This window comes from Sinosporangium siamense, from assembly GCF_016863435.1.
In the GTDB taxonomy this organism is placed as follows: Bacteria; Actinomycetota; Actinomycetes; order Streptosporangiales; family Streptosporangiaceae; genus Sinosporangium; species Sinosporangium siamense.
The window spans coordinates 1-24,008 of sequence record NZ_BOOW01000011.1; the positions used below are offsets into that span (position 1 = coordinate 1).

Annotated in this window: 19 protein-coding genes; 11 read left to right on the forward strand and 8 right to left on the reverse strand. The window is 70.0% G+C overall.

The features are described 5' to 3' along the window. Positions 1-121: 121 nt before the first annotated feature. Positions 122-1,966 (reverse strand): dihydroxy-acid dehydratase, encoded by a 1,845-nt coding sequence (gene ilvD, locus Ssi02_RS09330; protein WP_204023642.1) that lies wholly within the window; start codon positions 1,964-1,966, stop codon positions 122-124. Positions 1,967-2,481: 515 nt separating this feature from the next. Next, positions 2,482-3,093 (reverse strand): nuclease-related domain-containing protein, encoded by a 612-nt coding sequence (locus tag Ssi02_RS09335; RefSeq protein WP_239128745.1) that lies wholly within the window; start codon positions 3,091-3,093, stop codon positions 2,482-2,484. A 479-nt stretch (positions 3,094-3,572) separates the two neighbouring features. Between Ssi02_RS09335 and Ssi02_RS09340 the strand changes: the two genes are divergently transcribed. Then, positions 3,573-3,986, forward strand: coding sequence for an amidase family protein (locus Ssi02_RS09340; RefSeq protein WP_307825618.1), 414 nt, complete (start codon positions 3,573-3,575; stop codon positions 3,984-3,986). 44 nt (positions 3,987-4,030) lie between these two features. Here the strand turns inward: Ssi02_RS09340 and Ssi02_RS09345 are convergent, their stop codons facing one another. Next, on the reverse strand, positions 4,031-5,035 hold the full coding sequence (locus tag Ssi02_RS09345) for a hypothetical protein (protein WP_204023646.1): 1,005 nt from the start codon (positions 5,033-5,035) through the stop codon (positions 4,031-4,033). Between the two features lie 209 nt (positions 5,036-5,244). Between Ssi02_RS09345 and Ssi02_RS09350 the strand changes: the two genes are divergently transcribed. Then, a complete protein-coding gene (locus Ssi02_RS09350) occupies positions 5,245-5,910 on the forward strand; it encodes a DNRLRE domain-containing protein (protein WP_204023654.1) in 666 nt (221 codons plus the stop codon). Between the two features lie 358 nt (positions 5,911-6,268). Here Ssi02_RS09350 and pepN read toward each other — a convergent pair whose 3' ends face one another. Continuing rightward, a complete protein-coding gene (pepN, locus tag Ssi02_RS09355) occupies positions 6,269-8,833 on the reverse strand; it encodes an aminopeptidase N (protein WP_204023662.1) in 2,565 nt (854 codons plus the stop codon). 156 nt (positions 8,834-8,989) lie between these two features. Here pepN and Ssi02_RS09360 point away from each other — a divergent pair, with 156 nt between their 5' ends. Continuing rightward, the gene (locus Ssi02_RS09360; protein ID WP_204023665.1) at positions 8,990-9,628 is read left to right on the forward strand and encodes a mycothiol-dependent nitroreductase Rv2466c family protein; all 639 of its coding nucleotides are present in this window, start codon (positions 8,990-8,992) and stop codon (positions 9,626-9,628) included. Between the two features lie 262 nt (positions 9,629-9,890). Further along, positions 9,891-11,297, forward strand: coding sequence for an aldehyde dehydrogenase family protein (locus tag Ssi02_RS09365; RefSeq protein ID WP_204023668.1), 1,407 nt, complete (start codon positions 9,891-9,893; stop codon positions 11,295-11,297). Here the strand turns inward: Ssi02_RS09365 and Ssi02_RS09370 are convergent. Further along, positions 11,294-11,866: a hypothetical protein gene (locus tag Ssi02_RS09370; RefSeq protein WP_204023671.1), complete on the reverse strand. Its 573-nt coding sequence runs from the start codon at positions 11,864-11,866 to the stop codon at positions 11,294-11,296. The genes Ssi02_RS09365 and Ssi02_RS09370 overlap by 4 nt on opposite strands. 137 nt (positions 11,867-12,003) lie before the next feature. On the opposite strand from Ssi02_RS09370, the gene Ssi02_RS09375 reads away from it, so the two are divergent. Then, positions 12,004-12,462 carry a hypothetical protein gene (locus Ssi02_RS09375; protein WP_204023674.1) on the forward strand — a complete coding sequence of 153 codons (459 nt, stop codon included), beginning with the start codon at positions 12,004-12,006 and terminating at the stop codon, positions 12,460-12,462. Here the strand turns inward: Ssi02_RS09375 and def are convergent. Then, positions 12,405-12,893 carry a peptide deformylase gene (gene def, locus Ssi02_RS09380; protein ID WP_204023681.1) on the reverse strand — a complete coding sequence of 163 codons (489 nt, stop codon included), beginning with the start codon at positions 12,891-12,893 and terminating at the stop codon, positions 12,405-12,407. The genes Ssi02_RS09375 and def overlap by 58 nt on opposite strands. 101 nt (positions 12,894-12,994) lie before the next feature. Between def and Ssi02_RS09385 the strand changes: the two genes are divergently transcribed. Next, the gene (locus Ssi02_RS09385; RefSeq protein ID WP_204023691.1) at positions 12,995-13,462 is read left to right on the forward strand and encodes a ribose-5-phosphate isomerase; all 468 of its coding nucleotides are present in this window, start codon (positions 12,995-12,997) and stop codon (positions 13,460-13,462) included. Between the two features lie 341 nt (positions 13,463-13,803). Here the strand turns inward: Ssi02_RS09385 and Ssi02_RS09390 are convergent, their stop codons facing one another. Together Ssi02_RS09390 and Ssi02_RS09395 are read right to left on the reverse strand one after the other, a co-directional pair. Beyond that, positions 13,804-14,082, reverse strand: coding sequence for a hypothetical protein (locus tag Ssi02_RS09390; protein ID WP_204023694.1), 279 nt, complete (start codon positions 14,080-14,082; stop codon positions 13,804-13,806). Positions 14,083-14,338: 256 nt separating this feature from the next. Next, entirely contained in the window at positions 14,339-15,568 is a 1,230-nt protein-coding gene (locus Ssi02_RS09395) for a GNAT family N-acetyltransferase (RefSeq protein ID WP_204023697.1), read from the reverse strand. Positions 15,569-15,687: 119 nt separating this feature from the next. Here Ssi02_RS09395 and Ssi02_RS09400 point away from each other — a divergent pair, with 119 nt between their 5' ends. From Ssi02_RS09400 to Ssi02_RS09420, 5 genes are all read left to right on the forward strand, one after another. Beyond that, complete coding sequence (locus tag Ssi02_RS09400) at positions 15,688-16,803, forward strand: PP2C family protein-serine/threonine phosphatase (RefSeq protein ID WP_204023700.1); 1,116 nt, start codon at positions 15,688-15,690, stop codon at positions 16,801-16,803. Between the two features lie 440 nt (positions 16,804-17,243). Beyond that, positions 17,244-19,862, forward strand: coding sequence for a class III lanthionine synthetase LanKC (lanKC, locus tag Ssi02_RS09405; protein WP_204023706.1), 2,619 nt, complete (start codon positions 17,244-17,246; stop codon positions 19,860-19,862). A gap of 4 nt (positions 19,863-19,866) precedes the next feature. Continuing rightward, positions 19,867-19,983: a SapB/AmfS family lanthipeptide gene (locus Ssi02_RS09410; RefSeq protein ID WP_204023710.1), complete on the forward strand. Its 117-nt coding sequence runs from the start codon at positions 19,867-19,869 to the stop codon at positions 19,981-19,983. 95 nt (positions 19,984-20,078) lie between these two features. Next, positions 20,079-21,893 (forward strand): ATP-binding cassette domain-containing protein, encoded by a 1,815-nt coding sequence (locus tag Ssi02_RS09415; RefSeq protein WP_204023712.1) that lies wholly within the window; start codon positions 20,079-20,081, stop codon positions 21,891-21,893. Continuing rightward, positions 21,890-23,770, forward strand: coding sequence for an ATP-binding cassette domain-containing protein (locus Ssi02_RS09420; RefSeq protein ID WP_239128746.1), 1,881 nt, complete (start codon positions 21,890-21,892; stop codon positions 23,768-23,770). The genes Ssi02_RS09415 and Ssi02_RS09420 overlap by 4 nt, the downstream gene beginning before the upstream one ends. The last annotated feature ends 238 nt before the right edge of the window (positions 23,771-24,008 follow it).

Sequence of the window (24,008 nt, forward strand, 5' to 3'; positions counted from 1 at the left end):
ACACAGGCGTGAGGACGTGGCCGGAAGCCCCTCGGACTCCCCTGGTGGCCCGAAAACGCAAGGAGAAAGGGGAGCCCCAGGGCCGCCGGGATGGCCGGTGGCCCTGGGGGAGTCGGGATGCCTATGCCTGCTTGACGACCTGCGAAAGGTCGCGGGAGGCGCCCGTGGAGGCGGAGGTGGTGAAGGCGGCGTAGACCTGGAGGGCGGCGCTGACCGGGCGGTGGCGGTCGCGGGGGCGGTAGCCGCCGAGGTCGGCGAGGAGGCGCTCGCGGCGGGCGGCCAGCTCGGCCTCGGGCACGCGGAGCTCCATGCTGCGGCCGGGGATGTCGATCTCGATGAGGTCGCCGTCCTCCACGAGGGCGATGACGCCGCCTTCGGCGGCCTCGGGGGAGGCGTGGCCGATGGACAGGCCGGAGGTGCCGCCGGAGAAGCGGCCGTCGGTGATCAGGGCGCAGGCCTTGCCGAGCCCCTTGCCCTTGAGGAAGCTGGTCGGGTAGAGCATCTCCTGCATGCCGGGCCCGCCCTTCGGGCCCTCGTAGCGCACGATCACGACGTCGCCCGCCTTGACGCGGCCGTTGAGGATGCCGTCCACGGCGTCGTCCTGCGACTCGAAGACCACCGCGGGACCGGAGAAACGCCAGATCGACTCGTCGACGCCGGCGGTCTTGACCACGGCGCCGTCGAGGGAGAGGTTGCCGTAAAGGACGGCGAGCCCCCCGTCGCGGGTGTAGGCGTGCTCAAGGTCGCGCACGCAGCCTTCCTCGCGGTCGAGGTCGAGTGTCTCCCACTGCGCGTTCTGCGAATATGCCTTCACGGTGCGCACGTTGCCGGGCGCGGCATGCCACAGGGCCATGGCCTCCTCGGTCACCTCGGGCGACTTCGGGTCCCACTTCGCGATGTAGTCCGCGAGCGTGGCGGAGTGGATGGTCGGCACGTCGCGGTGGAGCAGCCCGGCGCGGTCGAGCTCGCCGAGGATGGCGGGGATTCCGCCGGCGCGGTGCACGTCCTCGACGTGATATTTCGCGGTGGCGGGGGCGACCTTGCAGAGGCAGGGCACCCGCAGCGAGATCTCGTTGATCTCCTTGAGGCCGAAGTCGACCCGCGCCTCGCGGGCGGCCGCGAGCAGGTGGAGGATCGTGTTGGTGGAGCCGCCCATGGCCACGTCGAGGGCCATGGCGTTCTCGAACGCCTCGCGGGTGGCGATGGAAAGCGGCAACACCGAGGTGTCGTCCTGCTCGTAGTAGCGCTTGGCGATCTCGACCACGGCGTGTCCGGCCCGCTCGAAGAGCGCCTTGCGGGCCTGGTGGGTGGCGAGGGTGGTGCCGTTGCCGGGCAGGCCGAGGCCGATGGCCTCGACGAGGCAGTTCATCGAGTTGGCGGTGAACATGCCGGAGCAGGAGCCGCAGGTGGGGCAGGCGCTCTCCTCCATCTCCAGCAGCTCGGCGTCGGACACCGAGTCGTCGGCCGCGGCGATCATGGGATCGATGAGGTCGAGCTTGCCCCCGGCGGTCTTGCCGGCCTCCATGGGGCCGCCGGACACGAACACGGTGGGGATGTTGAGCCGCATCGCGGCCAGCAGCATGCCCGGTGTGATCTTGTCGCAGTTGGACACGCAGATGAGCGCGTCGGCGCAGTGTGCCTGCACCATGTATTCGACCGCGTCGGCGATCAGCTCGCGAGAGGGCAGCGAGTAGAGCATGCCGCTGTGACCCATCGCGATGCCGTCGTCGACGGCGATGGTGTTGAACTCGCGGGGGATCGCGCCCGCTTCGCGGACGGCGGCGGCCACCACGTCGCCGACCTCGCGCAGATGCACGTGGCCGGGCACGAACTGCGTGAAGCTGTTGGCCACGGCGACGATCGGCTTGCCGAAGTCGCTTCCGGCTACGCCCGTCGCCCGGAGCAGGGCCCGGGCACCGGCCATGTTCCTGCCGTGAGTGACCGTTCGAGACCTGAGGGCGGGCATGGACGTCTCCCATCCGGATGACCGAGCTTGTCCCAGCCCGCCCCGCGGCCCATCGGTAGGCCGCGGCAGCCGATGGTCGGCCTGGCCGGCGGCGAGGAGTCGGCCGGGCTGGCAATCGCTCGTGCGCGTCTGCAAATGGTACGGCTATCGCCCGCTGAATGAGACGTCCGCCCACGGATCGGGACTGGGCGTGGCGCCGGGGCCGAGCGCGTGGTTCCACCGTACCTTCCCGGACCGGCGACGCTTCCGGAGAGCGGAGAACGCGGTTGCCCGCCCGGCGGGGCAGATGCCGGGCGGGCAGGCTGCGAGATGCGGAAGGTGACCTTCCGCATGGGTTCGGCCCTGAGGGCACGATTACGGACAGCCAGCGGACCCCCTTTTGGGGCCTGGCTGTCAGGGGCCGAACTGGATCACGACACGGTTCGATAGCGGCCCGGGTTCGATCGCGGCTCACTCAAGCCGCGATCCGCGGCCGCGAAGGGACCGGTCGCGAAGGGACCGGCCGCGACCTGGGATCAGCCTTCGCCGTAGCGGGGCGGCAGCACCTGACCTGCCGTCTCGTAGATCGCGTCGATCTCGGCGTCGGTCAGCGAGCGCTCCCGCTTGGTGATCCACTTGCGCACGCGGCTGCCGTCGAAGACGTCGACCTCGCGCACGTTGAGGACCTTCCACGGGATGGCAGGACCGTAAATCGCGAGCGAGGGCACCACGACCACCTCGCGGCCGAGCGACTTGCTGATCAGCTCGCTGGCCTGCGCGGCCTCCCAGCGGGCCTCGTCGAGACGGGGCTTCTGGTTGAACGGCCCGTGGAACAGCTTGCGGTGCGACTGAACCCGCACCGGCAGGCGCTTGTCCCAGTTTTCCGAGTCGACGGCGTAGATGCCCGTGGGGCCGACCACCAGGTGGTCGATCTGGGCCTCGCTGCCGGGGATCGCGCGGGCGTGGATGGTGTGGTAGCCGCTGCGCTCCAGCTTCTTGAGCTGTGCCTCGGTTCGCCGTTCCGCCATCGACGCGCGTCTCCACGCGGGCACGGAGGAGATCGAGCGCGCTCGATAGGAGGCGTCGGCGATGGCGGCGATGACCGCGCCGGTGACGCCGAATCTCCAGTCGGCGAGCAGAATGCCCACCACGATCCCTGCGAGGACGGAGATGAGAGCACGCCGCCGCAGATGGCGATAGCGCGGCTCTTGGATCAGGGCCGCGAGAGATGCGCGTTCGACGGGTGCATACGCCGACGCTTGCGCTTCAGGTCGGTTCGCCGGCCGATCGTCGTCAGGCCGATCGCTGACCCAAATTGGTGACGTAGTGTTACCGTCGTCAGGCTCTTGACCGGAATCCACGTGACTCACCGTAGCCGACGCCCCTACGTGTGCCTAGTGTTGGATAGTTCATACTTTTGTGGCCGTGTTGACCCGCATCGTCTTGCCGTTGACTGGGTATGCATGTAGGTCCCTAGATTATGTCCCGGTCATGCTCCTACTGTGCCCCGCATGGCATCAATACATGATCTCACCGCTCTTGACCAGGCTCTTGCCGTACGCGGGGGTGATCTCCCGTTGAGATCACCCAGCACTACCTTGAGCGCATCGATCGCCTGAACGAAGACGTGGGTGCCTATGTAACCGTCGTCGCTCGATCAGGTGCGTACGGCGGAAGCCGCAATCTTGGCCGCCCGCCGGGGCAGTTCGCCACCCGCCTGGCGCTGCTCGTCGCCGACGAGTTCGACGCGGTGCCCACCCCCACCCTCACCCAGCCGCCGCGGCCGGTCGGGTGGTTCGTCGACAGTGGCGGCCCCGAGGAGACGTTCGAGCGGATGAAGCGCTTCGCCGCCTTCCCCGCCGTCTACAACGTCGGCGGCCAGCCCTCCGTCAACCTGCCACTGCACTGGACCGAGGAGGGGCTGCCCCTCGGAGTCATGCCAGCCGGGCGGTTCGGCGGCGAGGGCACGCTGATCTCGCTCTCGGCCCAGATCGAGGCAGCCGTCGGCGGCTTCTGGGGCGACCGCCGCCCGGCCATGTGATGATCGGGCGGGCGGCCGCGAGCTCTTGATCCTCGCCGGGTCGATCAGGCGGGCATCCGGAAGTTCTTCACCTTCGTCTCCGCAAGCGCCGGGGTGATCAGGCCGATCAGATGGGCGCTCACGTCGGCCAGGAGGGTCGAGGGTTCGACCCTCACCCCGGCCACGGCGGAGATCAGGCTGGGCAGCCCCGGCAGAGGAAAGCCGTCCTCGGCCGCGGCGGCGGCGCCCACGGGGTTCTTGTTGAGCGTGCTGCGGCTGCGGGTCCAGGCGTCCAGCACCTCCTCGGCGGAGGGCACGCCGAACCCGTGGCCCACCGGCGCGGCGTGGCGCAGCCGCACCAGCGGCGTGTCGGCGAAGGTGAGGGCGGTGCGGGCGCGGACGGAGAGGTCTTCGCGCTCGGCGGGAGCGATCCAATCCATGGCCGCGCACGGCTTGCGGCAGGCGGCGACACACGTGGCGAGGGCGCCGGCGACCTGGCTGTGCTGCCGGTCGAAGTAGGCCCGCCACCCCTCCGGCGGCTCGGCCGAGACGCGGAGCGTGCGGTTCGTCGCCGACTGCTCGGCCTTGGTGTGATCGCACTCACGCTCGCCGATGACCCCGAAGCGGCTGCCCTCGGCGCTCAACCCCGCAGGCCACCGCGCCGGGTCGCCCGCGTGCCCGAAGGAGGGCTCGAAGGCGAGCAGCGGCAGGTATTCGCTTGCGATGTGCACGGCGGCGATCATCGGGCTCAAGTCGCGGCGGTGCCACCTGACGGCGATGACCTCAAGCAGCAGCGAGTAGGCCGGCCGCAGCGAGGCCAGTGCGCCCCTCGGCTGCTCACGCGGCGTCTGCGGCATATGGCACGCGCGGGCTCTGCGCTTGAGCGGCACGGGCACCGACCGTGCCTCGGCGGCGAAGTCCTCGGCGTCCAGTGATAGTAACCGCTGCCCGAACTCGCACACGTCGGCAATCTGCTCCGCGTCGGGCAGCACCCGCGGTGCCAAAGCTCCAAGATCCGCAAACGCATAACGCCTGGCAAGTTCGATGAGCAATTGTGCAGCCGAGTCCATTTGACCACGATCTCACGGTGCCCTACCGGGCCGACTCCCCCAAACGGACGAACACACGCTAGACGAGGGGAGGAGAGAGCCGGGGAAACGGCCGGTCCAAGGTACGGCCAAGCCGGGGCGGCAGGCTCCGCTTAAGGGTCGGCCAAGGCCCGGCAACGCCGGCGCGTGGCATCCGGTCAGGCGGGCTGCGCCGTACCTAACCTCGTGCGATGAGACTCGCCGCACCCATCGTCCTCGCCGCCGCTCTGGGCGGCGCTCCGCTGTCCGCCGGCCCTGTGTCCGCCCTCACCGGCGACACCTCGGTGAGCGTCGAACTGCGCCCCTCCCACGACGGCTACATCCTCCAGGGCGCCCGGCGCGACCAGTCCCGCGCGCAGCACCTCAAGGTGGGGTTCAACGGCGACCGCGTGGCGAGGTCCTTCCTGACATGGGAGACCGGCGCCCTCGCCGGCAAGAGGATCCTGTCGGCCACGCTCAAGTTGTGGAGCCAGCACTCGTGGTCGTGCACGCCACGGGCCTGGGAGGTCTGGTCCGCCGAACCGATGACCGCGACCCCCGCGATCGTCACCGCCGCCGCCCGATGGCCGGGTCCCGCGCCGCTCAAGCAGGCGGCCGTCTCCACCGAGACCAGGGGGTGGTCCGACAGGTGCGCCGACGGGTGGGTCTCGGTTGATCTGCGAGATCTCGTGCAGTCGTGGGCCGACCAGCGGAAGACCAAGGGCGCCGTTGTGCTCAAGGCCACCGACGAGACCGACAGACTCGCCTGGAAGCGCTTCGCCTCCGCCGAGGCCACCACCAACCGCCCCATCCTGACCGTCATATTCACCGAGAGCCCCGGCCGTCCCGCCGTCCCCATAGGCACCGCCAGGAAGTGACCGCCGGCCGGTTAGTGCTCCAGAGGCCAGGCCCCAGCATGTCTCCCGGACCGGCCTGGAGGGCCGCGCACATCCATTGCGGTGAACACGGTGAAGGACGTGTTCCGTGCCGGTATATGCCGCATGGGGAGGCAGCGCGGCAACAATGAGAATCCGGACGACGCCCGAAATCAGCGCACGACACCCCCCGGCTGTGCAGTGCCGCTCACCAGGAGACCGTGCGGCGCAGCCATGATCGCGCGGTTCCGCCGCGGTCTATCGCACCCGCCGTTCAACGAGCGTTTCGGGCCACGGTCCCGCAAACATGGGTCGCCCGCCCCGGTGAACGGGGTGGGGCGGGCGACGTCTCTCTAGCGGGCTAGGCGCTCGCGTCGCGGGCCTGGGCGCGCAGGGCGCGGCTGATGCCGTCCGAGCCTTCGAGGAGCAGGCGGCGCAGGCCGTGGGGCGGCTGCTGGGCCACGAGGTAGCGCTCGGTGCGGTCGACGACCTCCTGCTCGATGAGCAGGCCGGGGAAGCATGCCACGGCGAAGGTCTGGGCCGTGTCGGGCGTCCACGTCTTCCAGACCCGGCCGATCTCCGCGAAGAACCTCTCCTGGTAGGGCCGGAGCAGGTCCACGTGGTGCGGGTCGGCGAAGCCGGCGACGGTCGACCGCAGCACCGCGCCGCTCAGCTCGCCACCGATGATCTTCTCCCAGGCGGCGGCCTTGGCCTCGGCGGTGGGGACGGCGGCCCGGCAGCGGGCGGCCGACCTTTCGCCGGTGGCGGTGGCGTCGCGGGCCAGCTCGGCGTCGATCTCGGCCTGGCCGTAGATGCCGCCGGTCACCAGGGCGTGCGTGAGGGTCCAGCGCAGGTCGGCGTCCACGACGAGGCCGGCGGGCACGGCGGAGCCGTCGAGAACGCCCTTGACGTAGGCCAGGTCGCCGGCGGAGACGGCGACACCGGCCAGCGCATTGACGTAGGCGAGCTGGTGGTCGGAGCCGGGCTCGGCGCCGGCGATCAGCCTGTGCAGCGCCGCGGCCAGCTCGGCCTGGCCTTCCGCCTGGTAGGAGGGGGCGGCGAACTGCTGGGCGGTCAGCTTGACCTGCCGCAGCACGGTCTGCACCACCGAGATGTCGGCGACCGAGTGGATGTTCGCGATCACCAGCTTGATGTAGTCGCGGGCGGCCATCTCGGCGTCGCGGGTCATGTCCCACGCGGCGGCCCAGCACAGGGCACGCGGCAGCGACTCGCCGAACTTCGCGATGCCGCCGTTGACGAGGGTCGCCAGGGAGCGCTCGTCCAGGCGGATCTTGGCGTAGGTCAGGTCGTCGTCGTTGATGAGCACGAGGTCCGGCTGGGCCTCGCCGACCAGGTCGGCGACAGCCGTACGCGCGCCGGAGATGTCGAGCTCGACGCGGCGGGTGCGGGTGAGCACGCCGTCCACCACGGAGTAGAGGCCGACGGCCAGGCGGTGGGTGCGAAGCGTCGGGTAGTCGGCCGGGGCCTCCTGAAGCACCTCGAACCTCGTGAACCTGCCCTCGCCGTCGAGGTCGAAGGACGGGCGGAGGGTGTTGACCCAGGAGGTCTCCAGCCACTCCTTGGACCACGAGGACAGGTCGCGGCCGGAGGTGCGCTCAAGGGCGGACAGCAGGTCGGCCAGCGTGGTGTTGCCCCACGCGTGCTCCTTGAAGTAGTCGCGCACGCCGGCGAGGAAGTTGTCGAGGCCGACATAGGCCACGAGCTGCTTGAGGACCGAGGCGCCCTTGGCGTAGGTGATGCCGTCGAAGTTGACCGCCACGGCCTCCATGTCGACCATGTCGGCGGCGATCGGGTGGGTGGAGGGGAGCTGGTCCTGGCGGTAGGCCCAGGCCTTCTCCGAGTTGGCGAACGTGGTCCACGAGCCCTGGCCCCACCGGGTGGCCTCGGCGAGCGCGAGCACCGAGGTGTAGGTCGCGAACGACTCGTTCAGCCACAGGTCGTCCCACCAGCGCATGGTCACGAGGTCGCCGAACCACATGTGCGCCATCTCGTGCAGGATCGTCTCGGCGCGGCGCTCCACCGCGGCGTCGGTGACGCGGGAGCGGAAGATGTAGTCCTCGACGAAGGTCACGCACCCGGCGTTCTCCATCGCGCCCGCGTTGAACTCGGGCACGAAGAGCTGGTCGTATTTCCCGAACGGGTAGCGGAAGTCGAACACCCGGTGGAAGAAGTCGAAGCCCTGCCGGGTGACCTCGAAGATGTTGTCCGCGTCGAGGTGCTCGGCCAGGGAGGCCCGGCAGTAGATGCCGAGCGGGATGCCGTCGTGTTCGGAGGTCACCTTGTGGTACGGCCCGGCCACGAGAGCCGTGATGTAGGTCGACATGACCTTGGTCGTGGGGAAGTGCCAGCGGCGGGCGGCCTGCAGCGTGCCGTGCCTGCCGCGGTGCTCGTCCAGCAGCTCGTTCTCGTCCGCCGCGGAGTTTGACACGACCTCCCAGTCCGCGGGGGCGAGCACGCTGAACTCGAAGGTCGCCTTGAGGTCGGGCTGGTCGAAGCAGGCGAACATCCGGTGGGCGTCGGCCGTCTCGAACTGCGTGTGGAGGTAGACCTTCTGGTCGACCGGGTCGACAAACCGGTGGAGGCCCTCACCTGTGCGCATGTAGGTGCAGTCGGCGTCGACGCGCAGCACGTTGTCCTCGGCCAGGCCGGGCACGGGGAGCCTGCCTCGCTCAAGGTCGTAGTCGTCGATGTCGAGCGCGACCCCGTTGAGGGTGGCACGCCTGACATGGGCGCCCGCGAGGTCGATGAACGTCGAAGCCCCCGCCTGGGCGCTGGTGAAACGTACGGTGGTGATGCTTTCGAACCGCTCCTCACCCTCTGTCAGGTCCAGCTCGACCACATAAGAATCGACCTTCAGCAGCCGGGCCCGCTCGCGGGCCTCGTCGCGGGTCAGATTGCCTGCCACATGTGCTCCTCATGAAACGTGCGTCCCCCGCTCCGTCGCCGAGGGGATTCTTGAATCCTGCCACGCCGCACAGGTGATGCGTGCCTTGGAATAGGCCCATCTCTCGGGATGGTTGTTTACGTCTGCAATGTTGCTGACGACGCCAGGGAGCTGGTAATGAGCGAGACTACGCAGGTCGACTTCTGGTTCGACCCCGCGTGTCCGTGGGCGTGGCAGACCTCGCGGTGGGTGCGTGAGGTGCAGAAGGTCCGGCCCATCTCGGTGCGCTGGCACCTCATGAGCCTCACTGTGCTCAATGAGGATAAGGACATTCCGGACGAGTATCGCGAGGGGATCAAGTCCACGATCCGCTCCGTCCGGGTGTTCGCCGCGGCGGCGGACAAGTACGGCGAGCAGATCCTGGACCCCCTTTACGTGGCACTGGGCACCAGACTGCATCCGCAGCAGCCGCCGGAGAAGTGGGACGAGTGGCGTGAGCGGCTCGACGACATGATCGTCGACTCCCTCGCGTCCCTGGACCTCGATCCCGACCTGGCGAAAGCACAGTGGTCGGAGGAGTTCGACCAGGCCGTCCGCGTCTCCCACAACAAGGGCATCGGTCTGGTCGGACAGGAGGTCGGCACCCCGATCATCTCGGTCGGCGGCACCGCGTTCTTCGGTCCGGTCATCTCCTCCAGCCTGAAGGGTGAGGACGCCGGACGCCTCTGGGACGGGGTGCTGCTCGTGGCGGGCACAGAAGGGTTTTACGAATTGAAGCGTTCCCGCACTATCTCACGGCCGATATTCGATTACTGATCCATCCGAATTGGCGCATGCCATAACGACTCGCTGATGAATCCGGTGGGTCGAACACTCACCGGAGTCCCTGCCCGTAGGCTCAGGCCCGAAGAGGACGTGCGGGCGACATTCGAACCTTTGCCGTCCACCGGCCGCCCCACGAGCGGCCGGTGGGATGGTGGAGAAGGGTTCGTTCAGGAATTCACCGGAGATTGAGCTACGGCATGTGATGTGCGTCTCGCCCGACACACATGACAGCTCAACGAGCAAGGATGGGAAAATGCGCCATCTTTACCTGAACGGAGTATGGGCGCCTTCTACTTCAGGTGAGGGCGTCGATGTCGTCGATCCGGCCACCGAAGAGGTCCTCGACCGCGTTCCCGCGGGCACGCCCGACGACGTGGAGGCGGCGGTCGCCGCGGCCAGGGCCGCCTTCCCCGCGTGGGCGGGCGCGGCCCCCGGCGAGCGGGCCAAGCTTCTCGCCCACGCGGCGGGGCTGCTGCGCGAGCGGGCCGAGCACGTCGCCCGGGTCATCGCCACCGATCTCGGCGCGCCGTACGACAAGGCACTCAGGGTCCACACACTCGGGCCTGCCGAGATCCTGGAGTTCTACGCCCGCCTGGCCGAAGGTCACAGCGGGGAGGCCGAGAGCATCGGCAACTCCCGTGTCTTCAGGGAGCCGGTCGGTGTGGTGGGCGCGATCACGCCGTGGAACTACCCGCTGCACCAGGTCGTCTGCAAGGTCGCGCCGGCCCTGGCGGCAGGGTGCACGGTCGTGCTCAAGCCGAGCGAGGTGGCGCCGCTCGCGGCTTACGAGCTGGCCGGGATCTTCGACGAGGTCGGGCTGCCGCCCGGGGTGTTCAACCTGCTGAGCGGCAGGGGCGAGGTGGTCGGCGAGGCCCTCTGCGCCCACCCCGACGTCGACATGATCTCCTTCACCGGCTCCACCAGGGCAGGACGGCGCATCGGGGCAGTGGCCGCCGAGACCGTCAAACGAGTCACGCTTGAATTGGGCGGCAAGTCCGCCAACATCATCCTTCCTGATGCCGATATGCCCACGGCGGTGAAGGTGGGGGTGGCTCACGCGTTCACCAACTCGGGCCAGACCTGTTCGGCCTGGTCGCGCATGATCGTGCACCGCGACAGCTACGACGAGGCGGTGCGCCTCGCCGTCGCCGCCGCCTCGCGCTACACCGTCGGCGGCCCCTTCGACGAGGGCGTCCGGCTCGGTCCGCTGATCTCCAAGACGCAGCGCGACCGCGTGGTGCACTACATCAACCGGGGCCAGGAGGAAGGCGCGCGCCTGGTGTGCGGCGGCACCGAGCGGCCGCTGCCGCGCGGCTACTTCGTCGAGCCGACGGTGTTCGCCGGGGTGGAGCCGGGCATGGTCATCGAGCAGGAGGAGATCTTCGGCCCGGTGTTGTGCGTCATCCCCTACACCAGCGAGGACGAAGCGATCAAGATCGCCAACGGCACACCCTACGGCCTGGCCGGGGCGGTCTGGGCCGCGGACCGCGACCGCGCCGCCGCCGTCGGGCGGCGGCTGCGCACCGGGCAGGTCTCGGTGAACGGCGGAGCCCACAACCCGCTGGCCCCCTTCGGCGGCTTCAAGCAGTCGGGTGTGGGCCGAGAGCTCGGGCGCTACGGCTTCGAGGAATACCTCGAGGTGCAGTCGCTCCAGTTCTAGCCCGCGCCGCCGAGAGGCCGGCCGGGAGCGCCCGCGCACGAGCAGCGCGCGGCGGCCCGCTCGGCCTCGGCGGGGTGCCGGTGCAGCAGCACGGCCACAACCATCGGGACGAACACGATCGTGTTGTAGAACAGGTGCAACTCGGCCCGCGGCACCAGCAACTGCACGAGCGTCGTGGGCACGGGCCGCTCGAGCAGATTGCTCCCGCTGATCGCCTGCCCCAGCAGCAGGACATGCTCTACGTGGTGCCAGATCTGGATGCCGAGTGACACCGTCCACCATGTGCGCGCCCGGCCGGTGAACCCCGGCCGCAGCACGGTCAGCCCGACCAGCGTGATCAGCGCGTAGGCGTAATGCATCCACTCGGACGTCACCAGCCACGGCACCGGCAGCCCGAGCACCCCGCGCGCGTCGGCGAGCGGCCAGCCCAGCGCGTAGAGCTGCACCGCCTGCGCGAGATGCTCGGCCAGATGAGCCACGACGATCACCATGAAGACGGTGAGCGCCGCCCGGTGATAGGTGGTGTTGAGGCCGTTCATGCCGGGTAATCCGGCGGAGTGGGTCGCCATCGTGTGCCCCCTCGCATCGCCGCTACCGGACCTTTGCCGGAAACGTCTGCTGGAAAAGGAGGTCACCCTGCGTAGAGAGCAATAAACGCGGCGTAAGCGAACCCTTGCCCCCGAAGTAGGCTCCAAAAGGACCTCACATGCGCAGGAAGCCGCTCTCCGCCTTCGACCTCACCACGGCCGCCGCCGGGCTGCTGCTCGTCTACCTCGGCGCACAAAGCGTCGGCCCCGCGGTCGCCGCCGCCAGAGCCGACGGCGTCTGGGGCGTCTTCACCGCCCGCCGCCTCACCTGCGTGACCCACCCCGGCCACGAACAATGCACCTGGCAGGGCGACTTCCGCCCCGCGCGCGGCGGCACACCCCGCCGGAACGTCGCGTTGTACGGCAGCGGCCGCGGCACACTCACCCCCGGGGCGGTGACCCGCGCCTTCGACACCGGGCGCGACGGCCACGTCTACGGCCCCGAGGGGTCAAGCGAATGGGTGATGTCGGCCCTGCTCCTCACCGGAGGGGGCTCCCTGCTCACCTGGCCGGTGCGGCGCTATTTCGCCTGGAGGAGGACCTTGCGCGCGGCGTCCTTGGCCAGCCGGTCGACGTAAAGCATGCCGTTGAGGTGGTCGGTCTCGTGCTGGAAGCAGCGCGCCAGCATGCCACGCGCCTTGATCCGCACCGGCCGCCCGAGCCGGTCGAACCCCGTCACCGTCACCCCGGCCGCCCGCGGCGTCGTCGCGTAAAGCGGCGTGCCGGTGTCCTTGCCGGGCACCGACAGGCACCCCTCCTCGTCGAGGACCTCCTCCGGGTCGTCGATCGTCAGCTCAGGGTTGATGACGTGCCCCTTGCGGTTGCTGGCGTCGTAGACGAACAGCCGCCGCGACACGCCGACCTGGGGCCCGGCCAGACCGACACCCCGCACGGCATACATCGCCTCGAACATGTCGTCGATCAACCGGCGCAACTCCCGGTCGAAGTCGACCACGGGATCGGCCGGGGTGCGAAGAACCGGGTCACCGATCACTCGGATGTCACGCATTGACTGCTCTCTCCAGGGGGCTCACACAGGGGCTGCTGCGGCCTTCACTCTAGCCGGGTCGGTGGTCCGCCGGTTCACTGCTTCCTGGGAGACTTGGCGTCGTGCGTGTTTACATCGGTGCCGACCATGCCGGCTATGAGCTGAAGAACCACCTGGTCACGTGGTTGAAGGACCACGGCCATGAGGTGACCGACTGCGGTCCCTTCGTCTACGACGAGCAGGACGACTATCCGGCCTTCGTGCTGCGCGCGGCCGAGGCGGTGGCCGGGGACGAGGGCAGCCTGGGCATCGTGCTGGGCGGCTCGGGCAACGGCGAGCAGATCGCCGCCAACAAGGTGCGCGGCATCCGCGCCGCCCTGGCCTGGAGCGACGACACCGCACGGCTGGCCCGTGAGCACAACGACGCCAACGTCGTCAGCCTGGGCGCCAGGATGCACCCCGAGGAGGACGCCACCCGTTTCGTGGAGATCTTCCTCTCGACCGCCTATACGGGAGCCGAGCGGCACAGCAGGCGCATCGCCCAGCTCGCGACCTACGAGACGATCGGCCAGCTTCCGCCGCTGCCCTGACCCACCGCAATCCCACCACAACCGACCGTGCCGCCGCACACCCCCTCGGGGGGCGGCGGCACCACCTTTTCCCGGCCCGCACTCGGCATGGCGCCCTTCGCCCAGGCGAAGCGGGGCGCCCGGGTACTGCGGAGCACACCGGGCCTTGAGGCGCCACGTCCTCCGGGTACGGCGAAGCCCGGAGCGTGCCCGGGGTCACGGTTGTCCATCCGGCGTCGCACCCCGCGTCCTTCGGGACGTGCCGGAATCCGGTACCGCCTTCGGGGCCCACCCCGCGTCCTTCAGTGCGCGCCGGAACCCCCGGAGGCGTGATCCGCCGGGGCAGATGCTTATGAAGGTTTCTAGCGGGTCCTGGTCCTCGCGGCCGGGGATGTCCGCGCAGGCGCCGTCGCCGGGGTGTCCAGTGCCCCGGGAGGTGCCCCCGGCCCGGCCGTGGACGGCGTGGACACCGTTTTGGACGGAGTGGTGGACGTGGCCCGCTGGGGGCGCTGGTCGCGCCGGCCGCTCTCGTCGCGGAGAGGGCGGCGGTCGGCGGCCTCGTGATGATGTCGCGTCGGGCGCGAGACGTCGCGCGCCCGCATCGCGGTGATCGCGGTGATCTGCAGATTCTGCAGTGCCATACATGGACCTTAACCCGGATCCCCGCGGAAGCCCCAGGTCGCCGGGCAAGAAGACGGCACGCCGGGCGTGTTGTCCAAGGTCGTCCAAGACCTGTGACCTCAGGGTCCGGCCGCGGCGGGCACGGCGCGGGGGTGACGTCACCCTGGCTTCGCCGTACCGCTGGAGTGGAGGTCGGCAGGACGCGCCGGGGCCCTCAATCCGGCGCTCCGGCCCCTTCGGGGAGCGGGGGCGCCGGGTGGATCGTTTCCGGCGAGGTCAGAAGATCAGACCCGCCCAGGGCTTGACGTCCCACGACATCGCCGTCGACAGGGCGCGCAGGGCGCCTTCCCGGGTCTCCGCGGCGGCTCCGGTCGCGTTCCAGGCGTGCAGGGACGTGCCGCCGAGGTAGGCCGCGCCGAGGGCGTTCACGGGCAGTGTGACGTCGGCGGGGGCGCGGGTCGGCTCGCAGGTGGCGCCGGTGGTGTCGGCCGACAGCCGCCAGGTGCCGGTGTTCCAGGGGCACACCGGGTCGTCGATGCCGATCGCGACGTCCACGGGGGCGGCGTAGGCGCGTTCCGTGAGCGCGCGGCGCACGTCCGCCAACCTGATCCACAGGTCGTCGACGGCGACCGCCCGCAGGCGGCGCGGGTCGTTGAACAGGAGCCGGATCGGGTCGTCGGCGGGACGGGTGGGGACCTTGAACGTCGCGATCAGGTCGCGGTCGAGCACGCCGCGCCACACGGCGGCATAAGCGGCGGGGTCGGTCGCGTGCAGGTCGTAGAGGTGGAGTTCGCCTTCGAAGATGTCATGTACGGAGAACCCCTCCTTGGCGCGGAACAGGGCGTAGCCCCGGGGGCCCGTGTCGTCCTCGGCCACAAGGCCCCGCAGCGGGCCCATGCCGTGCCGGGCCTGCTCGTCGTCGGCGAGGACACCGTCCCAGCGGGGCGTGCTTCTGGCGTACATGCCGGGGCGCGTGACACGCACCGCCTCGAAGACCTTCTCGAACACGTTCCTGGCCCCGTCGGGGTTCACGATGCGGAGCCGGAGCGCGGGGTCGGACGGCGCGTGGGGGGAGAAGGCGGTGTCACGCCTGTCGATGGTGAAGGCGACCCCCTCGGCTGCCAGACCGTAGCCATACCTGCCGTAGATCGAGGATTCCGAGGCGTAGAGGGCCGCGACGGCCTCTCCGCGTTCGGCCAGATCGGTCAGCTGGCGCCGCATGAGCGACGAGAGCACGCCGCGCCTGCGGTGTGAGCTGAGCACGCCGACAGCGGTGACGCCCGCCACGGCGGTGGTGCCGCCGGGTACGGCCATGTCGAACTCGAAGGTTCCCGTGCCGCCGATCAAAGTCTCGCCGTCGAAAGCGGCGAGCGTGCGTTCGAAGTCAAACAATCGCTTGAAGCGTTCGTTCCTCTCCGGAGACGAGTACGTGTTGTACGCGTCCATGAGGACCTCGAGGAAAGCCGGCCAGTCGGACGGGGTCATGGGGCGGATCGGATAGCTCATTTGCTTTACCGTATGAGGGGGCAAAGGGGTCTGGCCACCCAATATCCCTGTTTAATGATCAAGGCGTTGGTCAAGTGGGCTGCCCAGACAGGGGATAGACCGATACAGTCAGGCGCATCATGAGTTCCCGTCCGGTGCCGCTCCTCCCTCCGCGGCTCCGTGCGTTCTTGGTGCGAGTGCCGTTCTTGGTGCGCATCGTGCGTTTCTTACGGAGGGGACCGCTGGCCCGCGACCGAAACCTGCTGATCACACTCATCGCTCTCACCTTGCTGATCGGTGTCCTCGCCGCCAAGGTGTCGATGCAGTGGGCCTCGCCGTCCCTGCTGGTCCCGCTCACCCTGGTCGGCGGCTTGCAGCTGCGCCTGCGCAGCCTCAGCAAACTGCTGTGCGCCGAGTTCGCCTCGCTCGCCTACATCGCCGTCGAGCGCGGCGTCGGCGAGGTCGGGCCGGGGATGCTCGCCACCGTGCTCTTCACGTCGGTGCTCGCCGTAATGATGTCCCGCACCCGGGGCCAGCTCGGCATGCAGGGCCTGCGGGGCGACGCCATGCTGCTCGAACTACGCGATCGGCTGCGCAACCAGAGCGAGTTGCCCGCGCTCCCCAAGGAGTGGGGGCACAAGGTCGTGCTCAAGCAGGCGGGCGGTTCGTCCTTCGGCGGTGACTTCGTCGTGTCGATGCGCGAGGGCGACCAGGTCGAGGTGGCGGTGGTCGACGTGTCGGGCAAAGGGGTAGACGCCGGCACCAGAGCGCTTCTGCTGTCAGGCACCTTCGGCGGCCTGCTCGGCTCGGTCGACGACTTCCTGCCCGCCTGCAACACCTACCTGCACAGGCAGCGGGAGGGGGAGGGCTTCGTCACGGCCGTCCACCTGCGGCTGAACCTCGCGTCGGGGGAGTATGTGATCACCTCGGCCGGGCATCCGCCGGTGGTGAAGTTCGACGCGGGCAGCGGCGGGTGGCAGGTGGCGACGGCCAAGGGCGTGGTGCTCGGCGTAGTGCCCGATCTGCACTGCGAGCCGGACCGGGGCGTGCTGCACAAAGGGGACGCCCTGCTCCTCTACACCGACGGGCTGATCGAACAGCCCGGGCGGGACATCGACGCGGGCCTCGACAAGCTGCTGGGCGAGGCGGAGCGGCTGCTGCCTTCGGGGTTCGCCGGGGGAGCGAGAGCATTGGTGAACGCCATGTCCTCGGGTCACAACGACGACTGCGCACTCGTGCTCATCTGGCGGCCCTGAGGCTCCCCAGCCCCTGTTCAAGTTTTCAGAACGGCTAGGCCGGCGATCTCACACGCCTGGAACCTGACGCCGGCACTGGCGACGTGCATCGGACCGTTCGTGCCGGAGTGTGGGAGCGTGCCGGGTTGGTTGAGTCACGTTCCACATCCCCGCCTGGGGTGGCAGAACACTCCACAACGTCATTCGTGCTCTCCCAATGAGCGCCGCAATGAGGGAAAACATGTATTTTTAGTAGGTTTTATGGGATTGCTCAAGAATGGGGGACGACGCAGATCACACGTGGAATACGTGACAGATTAAATGGTTGGGGCTGGAAGCCTTTCATGTCCCATTCATGGAGAAGGTCACTGGCGATGGTGGGGGTGGCCTGACATTCTCGAATGCAGCTAGCCCGACGAATCCTGATGATTTAGGACACGAGCGGAAGGAGGCGAAATTCGGTGGATAAGCGTTACGAACTTTACTGCCTCGTCGACCCGCTCTTCTATGACTCCCCGATGGCGCGACCGGAACGGGACGCTCCCGGGGAGGGGCCGGCCAGGAGCCTGGCCTTCGGCGCCGCCGGGCGTGAGGTCCCGGACGGCTGGGCCCGCTCCGAGAAGGACGACTGGGTGGTCGTGCGCTGCCTGGACCAAGTGCTTCCCGAGCAGGGCTGGAAGGTGCACGTGTCCGCGTGTCTCGACAATGCGGACGGGGTCCTGGACTTGGTCTGGGACTACTGCACGCGAGAGAATGTCACGTTCAAGTTCTTGCGCGGCCGGCACCTCCTCCACATGCGAAATGCGAAATATGCGGATCGCGGGTCGAGTGGGAAGCTCGTCACGATTTATCCCACCGATGATGCGGCGCTGGAGAAAATCCTCGCCGACCTTTCCGAGCTTTTGCCCGACACGGCTGGGCCGTACATCTTGAGCGATCTGCGCATCGGCGCAGGACCGCTCTATGTGAGATACGGCGCGTTCAGCGAGCGCTACTGCGTCTCGCCGCAGGGAACGATCGAACCCGCCATCGCAGCCCCCGACGGCACGCTGGTGCCCGACCGCCGCGACCCGGTGTTCAAGATGCCCTCGTGGGTGACGCCGCCGGGGTTCCTGCAGCCGCACCTGGCCGCTCGCGCGGCGACGACCATGGCCGACCTCCCCTACACGATCGAGAAGGTCCTGCACTTCTCCAACGGCGGCGGCGTCTACCTGGCCGTCGACCGGCGCTCGGGGGAGAAGGTCGTGCTCAAGGAGGCCAGGCCGTACGCCGGGCTGGACTACATGGGGCAGGACGCGGTCGCCCGGCTGGAACGCGAACGTGAGGTGCTCGAACGACTAAGCGGCCTCGACGTGGTGCCGAGGCTCTTTGCGACCTTCGACGTGGGCGAGCACAGGTTCCTCGCCATGGAGTTCGTCGAGGGGCAGCCGCTCAACAGGATCTTCACCGAGCGCTACCCGCTCGGCGGGCAGCACTCCGAGCGGGAGAAGGCGGAGTACGTCCCCTGGGCGACGGGCATCTGCGCCAAGGTGGAACAGGCCGTCCGCCTCATCCACGAACGCGGCCTCGTCTTCGGCGACGTCCACCTCAGCAACATCATCGTCCGCCCCGACGGCGGCGTCACGCTCATCGACTTCGAAATGGCCACGCCGATCGGCGAAGCCGGCCGTATGGGCCTCGCCAACCCCGGCTTCGCGGCCCCCGCCGGCTTCACCGGTGTGGACATCGACAACTACGCGCTGGCCTGCTTACGCCTGGCGCTCTTCCTCCCGCTGACCGAGCTGTTCATGCTGGAGCGGGGCAAGGCCGCCGAACTGGCCGAGGCGGTCCGAACCCACTTCTCACTCCCCGCGGGCTTCCTGCGGGAGGCCGTCGAGGCCATCTCGCCTCCGGCGGAACCCCGGCGGGCGGCATGGGTCGCCGCGGAGCCGGGCCCAGCACGGTGGCCCGCAATACGCGACACGATGACCGAGGCGATCCTCGCCTCGGCTACCCCGGAACGCGACGACCGTCTCTTCCCCGGCGATATCGGGCAGTTCTCTACCGGAGGATTGAATCTGGCCTTCGGCGCCGCCGGTGTGCTCTATGCCCTGAACGCCACCGGTGCCGGGCGGTTCCCCGACCACGAGGAATGGCTCGTGCGGCGGGCGCTCAACCCCGCGGAGGGGAACCGTCTCGGCTTCTACGAGGGCCTCCACGGTGTGGCCTACGCGCTGGCCGAACTCGGCCGGCCCGACGAGGCGCTGGAACTCGTCGAGATCGTGTCGCGCGAACGCTGGGAGACCCTCGGCTCCGACCTGTTCGGCGGCCTCGCCGGCATCGGGCTCAACCTCGCCCACCTCGCCGACCGCACCGGCGAGAACGACCTGCTCACCTCCGCGCTGAAGGCGGCCGATGTGGTCGCCTCCCGGCTCGGCGGCCCCGACGACGTACCCACGATCAGCGGAGAAGGAGGACTGCACGCCGGGCTCATGAACGGCTCCAGCGGGCCGGCGCTCCTCTTCATCCGCCTCTATGAGCGCACAGGCGACACCGGCCTCCTCGACCTGGCCGACGTCGCCCTGCGGCAGGACCTGCGCAGATGCACAGTGCAGAGCGATGGATCGCTTCAGGTCAATGAGGGGTGGCGCACCATGCCATACCTCGACCGGGGCAGCGTGGGCATCGCCTGGGTCCTGCGGGAATACCTGCGTCACCGCCCCGGCGGAGATGTGGAGAAAGGGCTCGCGGCCCTTGACCGGGCCGCTCGCTCACCTTTCTATATCCAGTCCGGACTGCTCACCGGTCGTGCGGGGGTGCTGGCCTACTTGGCGGCGCACCCGGACGCGAGCGGCCCGGACGGGACAGTGCTCGACGCCCAACTGGGTGCCATGGGCTGGCACGCGATGCCGTACAAGGGCCACACGGCCTTTCCCGGCGAGCGGTTGCTGCGCCTGTCCATGGATCTGGCCACCGGTACCGCCGGCGTGCTGCTGGCGGTCGGGGCGGCGATCGGCGAAACGGCTCCCCTGCCGTTCCTCGCCGCGTCACGACCGGCAGCGCATCTCGCGGACAACGGCAAAACACACATGGAGGTCTAAGAAAATGGCTCTTCTCGACCTGCAGGGCATGGAGAACGAGACCCCGGGCGGCGGCCCCCGTAGCACCGCCAGCCGTCACTGCGGCGGCGGCGCGAGCTGGCTGAGCCTGCTCCTCTGCTAATCACGAATGTCTGAGACCGGATTCCGGGGGAGCGGCGCGGTGTCCCCCGGAGTCCGGTTCTCGTCGTATGTCCGGCAGTCGAAGGGGGAGGAAGCGTGCGCGCCGCAGACCGACTACTGGCCGGACTCATCCGCGGCACGAGCGGCTGGACAACCCTGCTGGCCGTCTCCTCCCTGATCACCGCCGGCGCCGAACTCGCTCTGCCCCTGGCCCTCGGCGCGGCACTCGACAATGCGCTCGACCCGCAGGCCGGATCAACCGGCTTCGTGCTCTGCGCGCTGCTTGTCGGCCTCGCCGTCATCGGGGAGGTGTTGTCCGACCTCGGGGCCGGTGTCACCCGCGTCAATGTGATCGCGAGCGTACGGCACCGCCTGATCGGCCACATCCTCGGCGCCGGGCCCGCCGTCCCCCGCCGTTTCGGAACCGGTGACCTGGTCGCCCGGGCCACCGGCGGCGCCGACGAGACCGGCCACGCGCCGCCCGCCGTCGTCCTAGGAGTCGCCGGGCTGATCCCCGCGCTCGGGAGCATGGTGCTGCTCTTCCTCATCGACTACCGGCTCGGCCTGACGTTCCTCATCGGGAGCGCCTGCTCGGTCCTGCTGCTGCGGGCCTTCGTCAAGGACGCCTCCGAGCTCGTCACCGCCTACCAGCGAGTCCAGGGCGGCATCGCCGCGCGCCTGCTCGAAGCACTCGCCGGCGCCCGCACCATCGCCGCCGCCCGCACCGGGAAACGGGAATGCGCCCGGGTGCTCGCTCCCCTGCCCGAGCTTCGCGCCCATGGAGACGGCATGTGGCGGGTCCAGCGCGGCATCTCCGTCAAGACCGCCGTCTCCGGGCCGCTCACCGAGATCGCCGTCATCGCCGTCGCGGGCATCTGCCTCACGTGGGGCGACGTCAGTGCCGGCGACGTGGTGGCCGCGAGCCGCTATGCCGCACTCGGCGGCGGGATCGGCGGCGTCCTCAGCTATCTCAACCGCCTCGCCCGGGCGCGAGGCGCCGCCGTACGCATCGCCGAGGTGCTAGGTGAGCCTCTCGTCGAGTACGGCTCGCGCCTCCTGCCCGAGGCCCCGGCGCGGGCCGGCACCCTGGAGTTCAAGGACGTCGCCGCGGCCGGAGTGCTGCACAAGGTGAACATGACCGTGCCCGGAGGGCTAACCGTCGCCCTCGTCGGCTCCGGCGCCGAGGTGTCGCTCGCCGCCGCCCTCGCCGGGCGGCTCGCCGACCCCGACGCCGGTGAGATCACCCTCGACGGGGTGCCGCTGCCCGCTCTCGGCCGGGAGGCCCTGCGCCGCGCGGTCGGATATGCCTTCGAACGGCCCGCCCTGCTCGGCGGCACCCTGCGCGACGCCATCGCCCTGCGCCCCGACGGCATGCCGCTCGCGGACGAGGACATGCGGGCCGCCGCCCGGGCCGCTTGCGCGGAACCCTTCATCCTGCGCCTGCCCCAGCAATATGACACCGAGGCGGCAGAGGCCCCCATGTCGGGCGGCGAGGCGCAGCGACTCGGCCTCGCCCGCGCCTTCGCCCACCCCGGACGGCTCCTCGTCTTCGACGACGCCACCTCAAGCCTGGACACCGTCACCGAACTCCAGGTGAGCCAGGCGATCGTCGGCGAACTCGGCGGGCGCACCCGCCTCATCGTCGCCCACCGGGCCGCCACCGCGGCCCGCGCCGACCTCGTCGTCTGGCTCCACGAGGGGAGGGCGCGCGCCAGTGGTCCGCACGAGCGCTTATGGCGGGATCCGGACTATCGCGCCGTCTTCGCGGCGGGCCCGTCGTCCCCTTCTCCGGACGAGGCTTCTGCGGACGAGGCTCTTCCGGACGAGGCTTTTGCGGACGGTGGGGCAGAGGCCTCGCCCCGGCGGGTTGCCCTGCACGCCGGCGTGGCGGAGACGGGTGAGGGCCGATGAGCGGCGGCGGCGGGGCCACGCGTCTCCTGCGTTTCTCCTATCGGACCGGGCGCTCGCATTACCTCGCCATCCTCTTCTGGTCGGTGGTGGAGGCCGCGCCCGTATTCGTTTCCGGGCTAGCCGTGGCCCGCGCCCTGGACCAGGGATTTCTCGTCGGGAAGCCACTGACGGGCCTCTCCTGGCTCGGCGTGTTCGCGCTGGCCGCCGGACTCGGGGCCGTGGGGCTCGGCCAGATCGTGCCGCGGCTCGGAGCCGTCGCCGAACCCCTCCGCGACGCGCTCGTGCGCAAGGTCGTCGAGGCGACCGTCCACCGGGCCTGTGAAGCCTGGGGCAGACCCGTGGACTCGGCGGTCGTGGCCCGCCTCACCCAGCAGGTGGAGCTGGTCCGCGACTCCTTCGCCGGGCTGATCATGGTGGTCAGGGACTTCGCCTTCACCACCGTCGCCGTCGTCGCCGGCCTGCTCACCCTGCTGCCGATGTCGGCCCCCCTGATCATCGGCCCCGTGGTGATCTCGGTGGCGCTGTTCGCCAGGCTCATGCTCAGCCTCGCCGAACGGCAGCGCGACCTCGTCCTCGCCGACGAGCACGTGGCCGCCGAGGTCGGCACCGTCGTCGCCGGCGTGCGCGACGTGGTCGCCGCCGGAGCCGAGGCGACCGCCGCCGCACGCGCGGGTCGGGCCGTGGACGACCAGGCACACGCGGCGCGAGGCGTCGCCGTACTCACTTCCGCCGGCACCCTCTGCATGGCGGTGGGGGGCTGGCTGCCGGTGGTGCTGCTGCTGCTCGCCTTCCGCGACCTCTTCGCCGCCGGCGCCACCACCGGCGAGGTGCTCGGCACAATGATCTTCGTGCTGTACGGCGTGCAGCCCGCACTCCGCGGCCTCGTCGTGGGCCTGGGCGGCACCGGCCTGCGGCTGGCGGTCACCGCGGCGCGCCTTCTCGACACGACGGATACGCCCGGCACACCACCACTTTCGTCCGGTGGGCGTGACCTTGATGTCTGGGATGCGGGAACCAGGGCGGAGGCGCCCCGCACGCGTCGGCGGGACGCGGATGAGGGCGCCTCGGCGGAGAACTCCGATCCGCCTCCCCCGTCCAGCGGGCGGGACCCGGACGGGAGAGGCACGGCGGTGGACTCCGACACGTCCCCCTCGCGCGGTGGGCAGGACCTGGTTGAGGGAGCCGGCGTGGTGGTCAGCGGGGTGACCTTCGCCTACGGAGCGGAGGCCGAACCCGTGCTCGACGGTCTCGACCTCCACATTCCAGGCGGCGACCACCTCGCCGTCGTCGGACCCAGCGGGATCGGCAAATCCACCCTGGCCGCGCTCATCGCGGGTGTGCTCACCCCCGGCGCCGGGCGGATCACCGTGGCCGGGCGGCCGATCGCCGGACACGACCCCGCCGCCTTCACGGAGTGGCGCGTGCTGATCCCCCAGGAGGCATACGTCTTCACCGGGACCCTCGCCGACAACCTCCGCTACCTGCGTCCGGCGGCGACCCCGGAGATGATGGAGAGGTCGGCCCATGCCGTGGGGCTCGACCTGCCCCACGGCCTGTCCGAGCCGCTCGTCCCCGGCGATCTGAGCGCCGGGCGGCGGCAACTGGTCGCCCTCGCCCGGGCCCATCTCTCGGCGGCGCGTCTCGTGATCCTGGACGAGGCCACCTGCCACCTCGACGCGGCCGCCGAGGCACGGGCCGAGGAGGCCATGGCGGCGCGCCCCGGCACGCTGATCGTCATCGCCCACCGGATGAGCTCGGCGCTGCGGGCCGGGCGTGTGCTCGTCCTGGACGGCACGTCGGCCGCGGTCGGCTCCCACACCGACCTGCTCGCCTCCTCCCCGCTCTATCGCGACCTGGCGGGCCGCTGGCGGGGATAGGCGGCTGCGACGCGGGCCCGAGCCCCGGCACGGGGGCCGGTGGGGCCCCCGGCACGCGTGCCGGCGGATCCCGCTGGGGGCAGGGCCTTGAGCCCTGACTCGGCATGCGTGCGGGCGGATCCTCCTGGTGCGGTCAGGGCCCTGAGCCCTGCCCCGGCACGCGTGCCGGCGGATGCTGCCGATGCGGTCAAGGCCCTGAGCCCTGCCCCGGCACGCGTGCCGGCGGATGCTGTCGATG

Bases quoted from the DNA above. Each gene is read 5' to 3' on its own strand.
- Ssi02_RS09360 (WP_204023665.1), top strand. From the start codon at position 8,990: ATGAGCGAGACTACGCAGGTCGACTTCTGGTTCGACCCCGCGTGTCCG.
- Ssi02_RS09370 (WP_204023671.1), bottom strand. From the start codon at position 11,866: ATGGCGACCCACTCCGCCGGATTACCCGGCATGAACGGCCTCAACACC.
- Ssi02_RS09365 (WP_204023668.1), top strand. From the start codon at position 9,891: ATGCGCCATCTTTACCTGAACGGAGTATGGGCGCCTTCTACTTCAGGT.
- Ssi02_RS09400 (WP_204023700.1), top strand. From the start codon at position 15,688: ATGAGTTCCCGTCCGGTGCCGCTCCTCCCTCCGCGGCTCCGTGCGTTC.
- Ssi02_RS09375 (WP_204023674.1), top strand. From the start codon at position 12,004: ATGCGCAGGAAGCCGCTCTCCGCCTTCGACCTCACCACGGCCGCCGCC.
- Ssi02_RS09350 (WP_204023654.1), top strand. From the start codon at position 5,245: ATGAGACTCGCCGCACCCATCGTCCTCGCCGCCGCTCTGGGCGGCGCT.
- Ssi02_RS09410 (WP_204023710.1), top strand. From the start codon at position 19,867: ATGGCTCTTCTCGACCTGCAGGGCATGGAGAACGAGACCCCGGGCGGC.
- Ssi02_RS09395 (WP_204023697.1), bottom strand. From the start codon at position 15,568: ATGAGCTATCCGATCCGCCCCATGACCCCGTCCGACTGGCCGGCTTTC.
- Ssi02_RS09345 (WP_204023646.1), bottom strand. From the start codon at position 5,035: ATGGACTCGGCTGCACAATTGCTCATCGAACTTGCCAGGCGTTATGCG.
- Ssi02_RS09420 (WP_239128746.1), top strand. From the start codon at position 21,890: ATGAGCGGCGGCGGCGGGGCCACGCGTCTCCTGCGTTTCTCCTATCGG.
- Ssi02_RS09390 (WP_204023694.1), bottom strand. From the start codon at position 14,082: ATGGCACTGCAGAATCTGCAGATCACCGCGATCACCGCGATGCGGGCG.
- def (WP_204023681.1), bottom strand. From the start codon at position 12,893: ATGCGTGACATCCGAGTGATCGGTGACCCGGTTCTTCGCACCCCGGCC.
- ilvD (WP_204023642.1), bottom strand. From the start codon at position 1,966: ATGCCCGCCCTCAGGTCTCGAACGGTCACTCACGGCAGGAACATGGCC.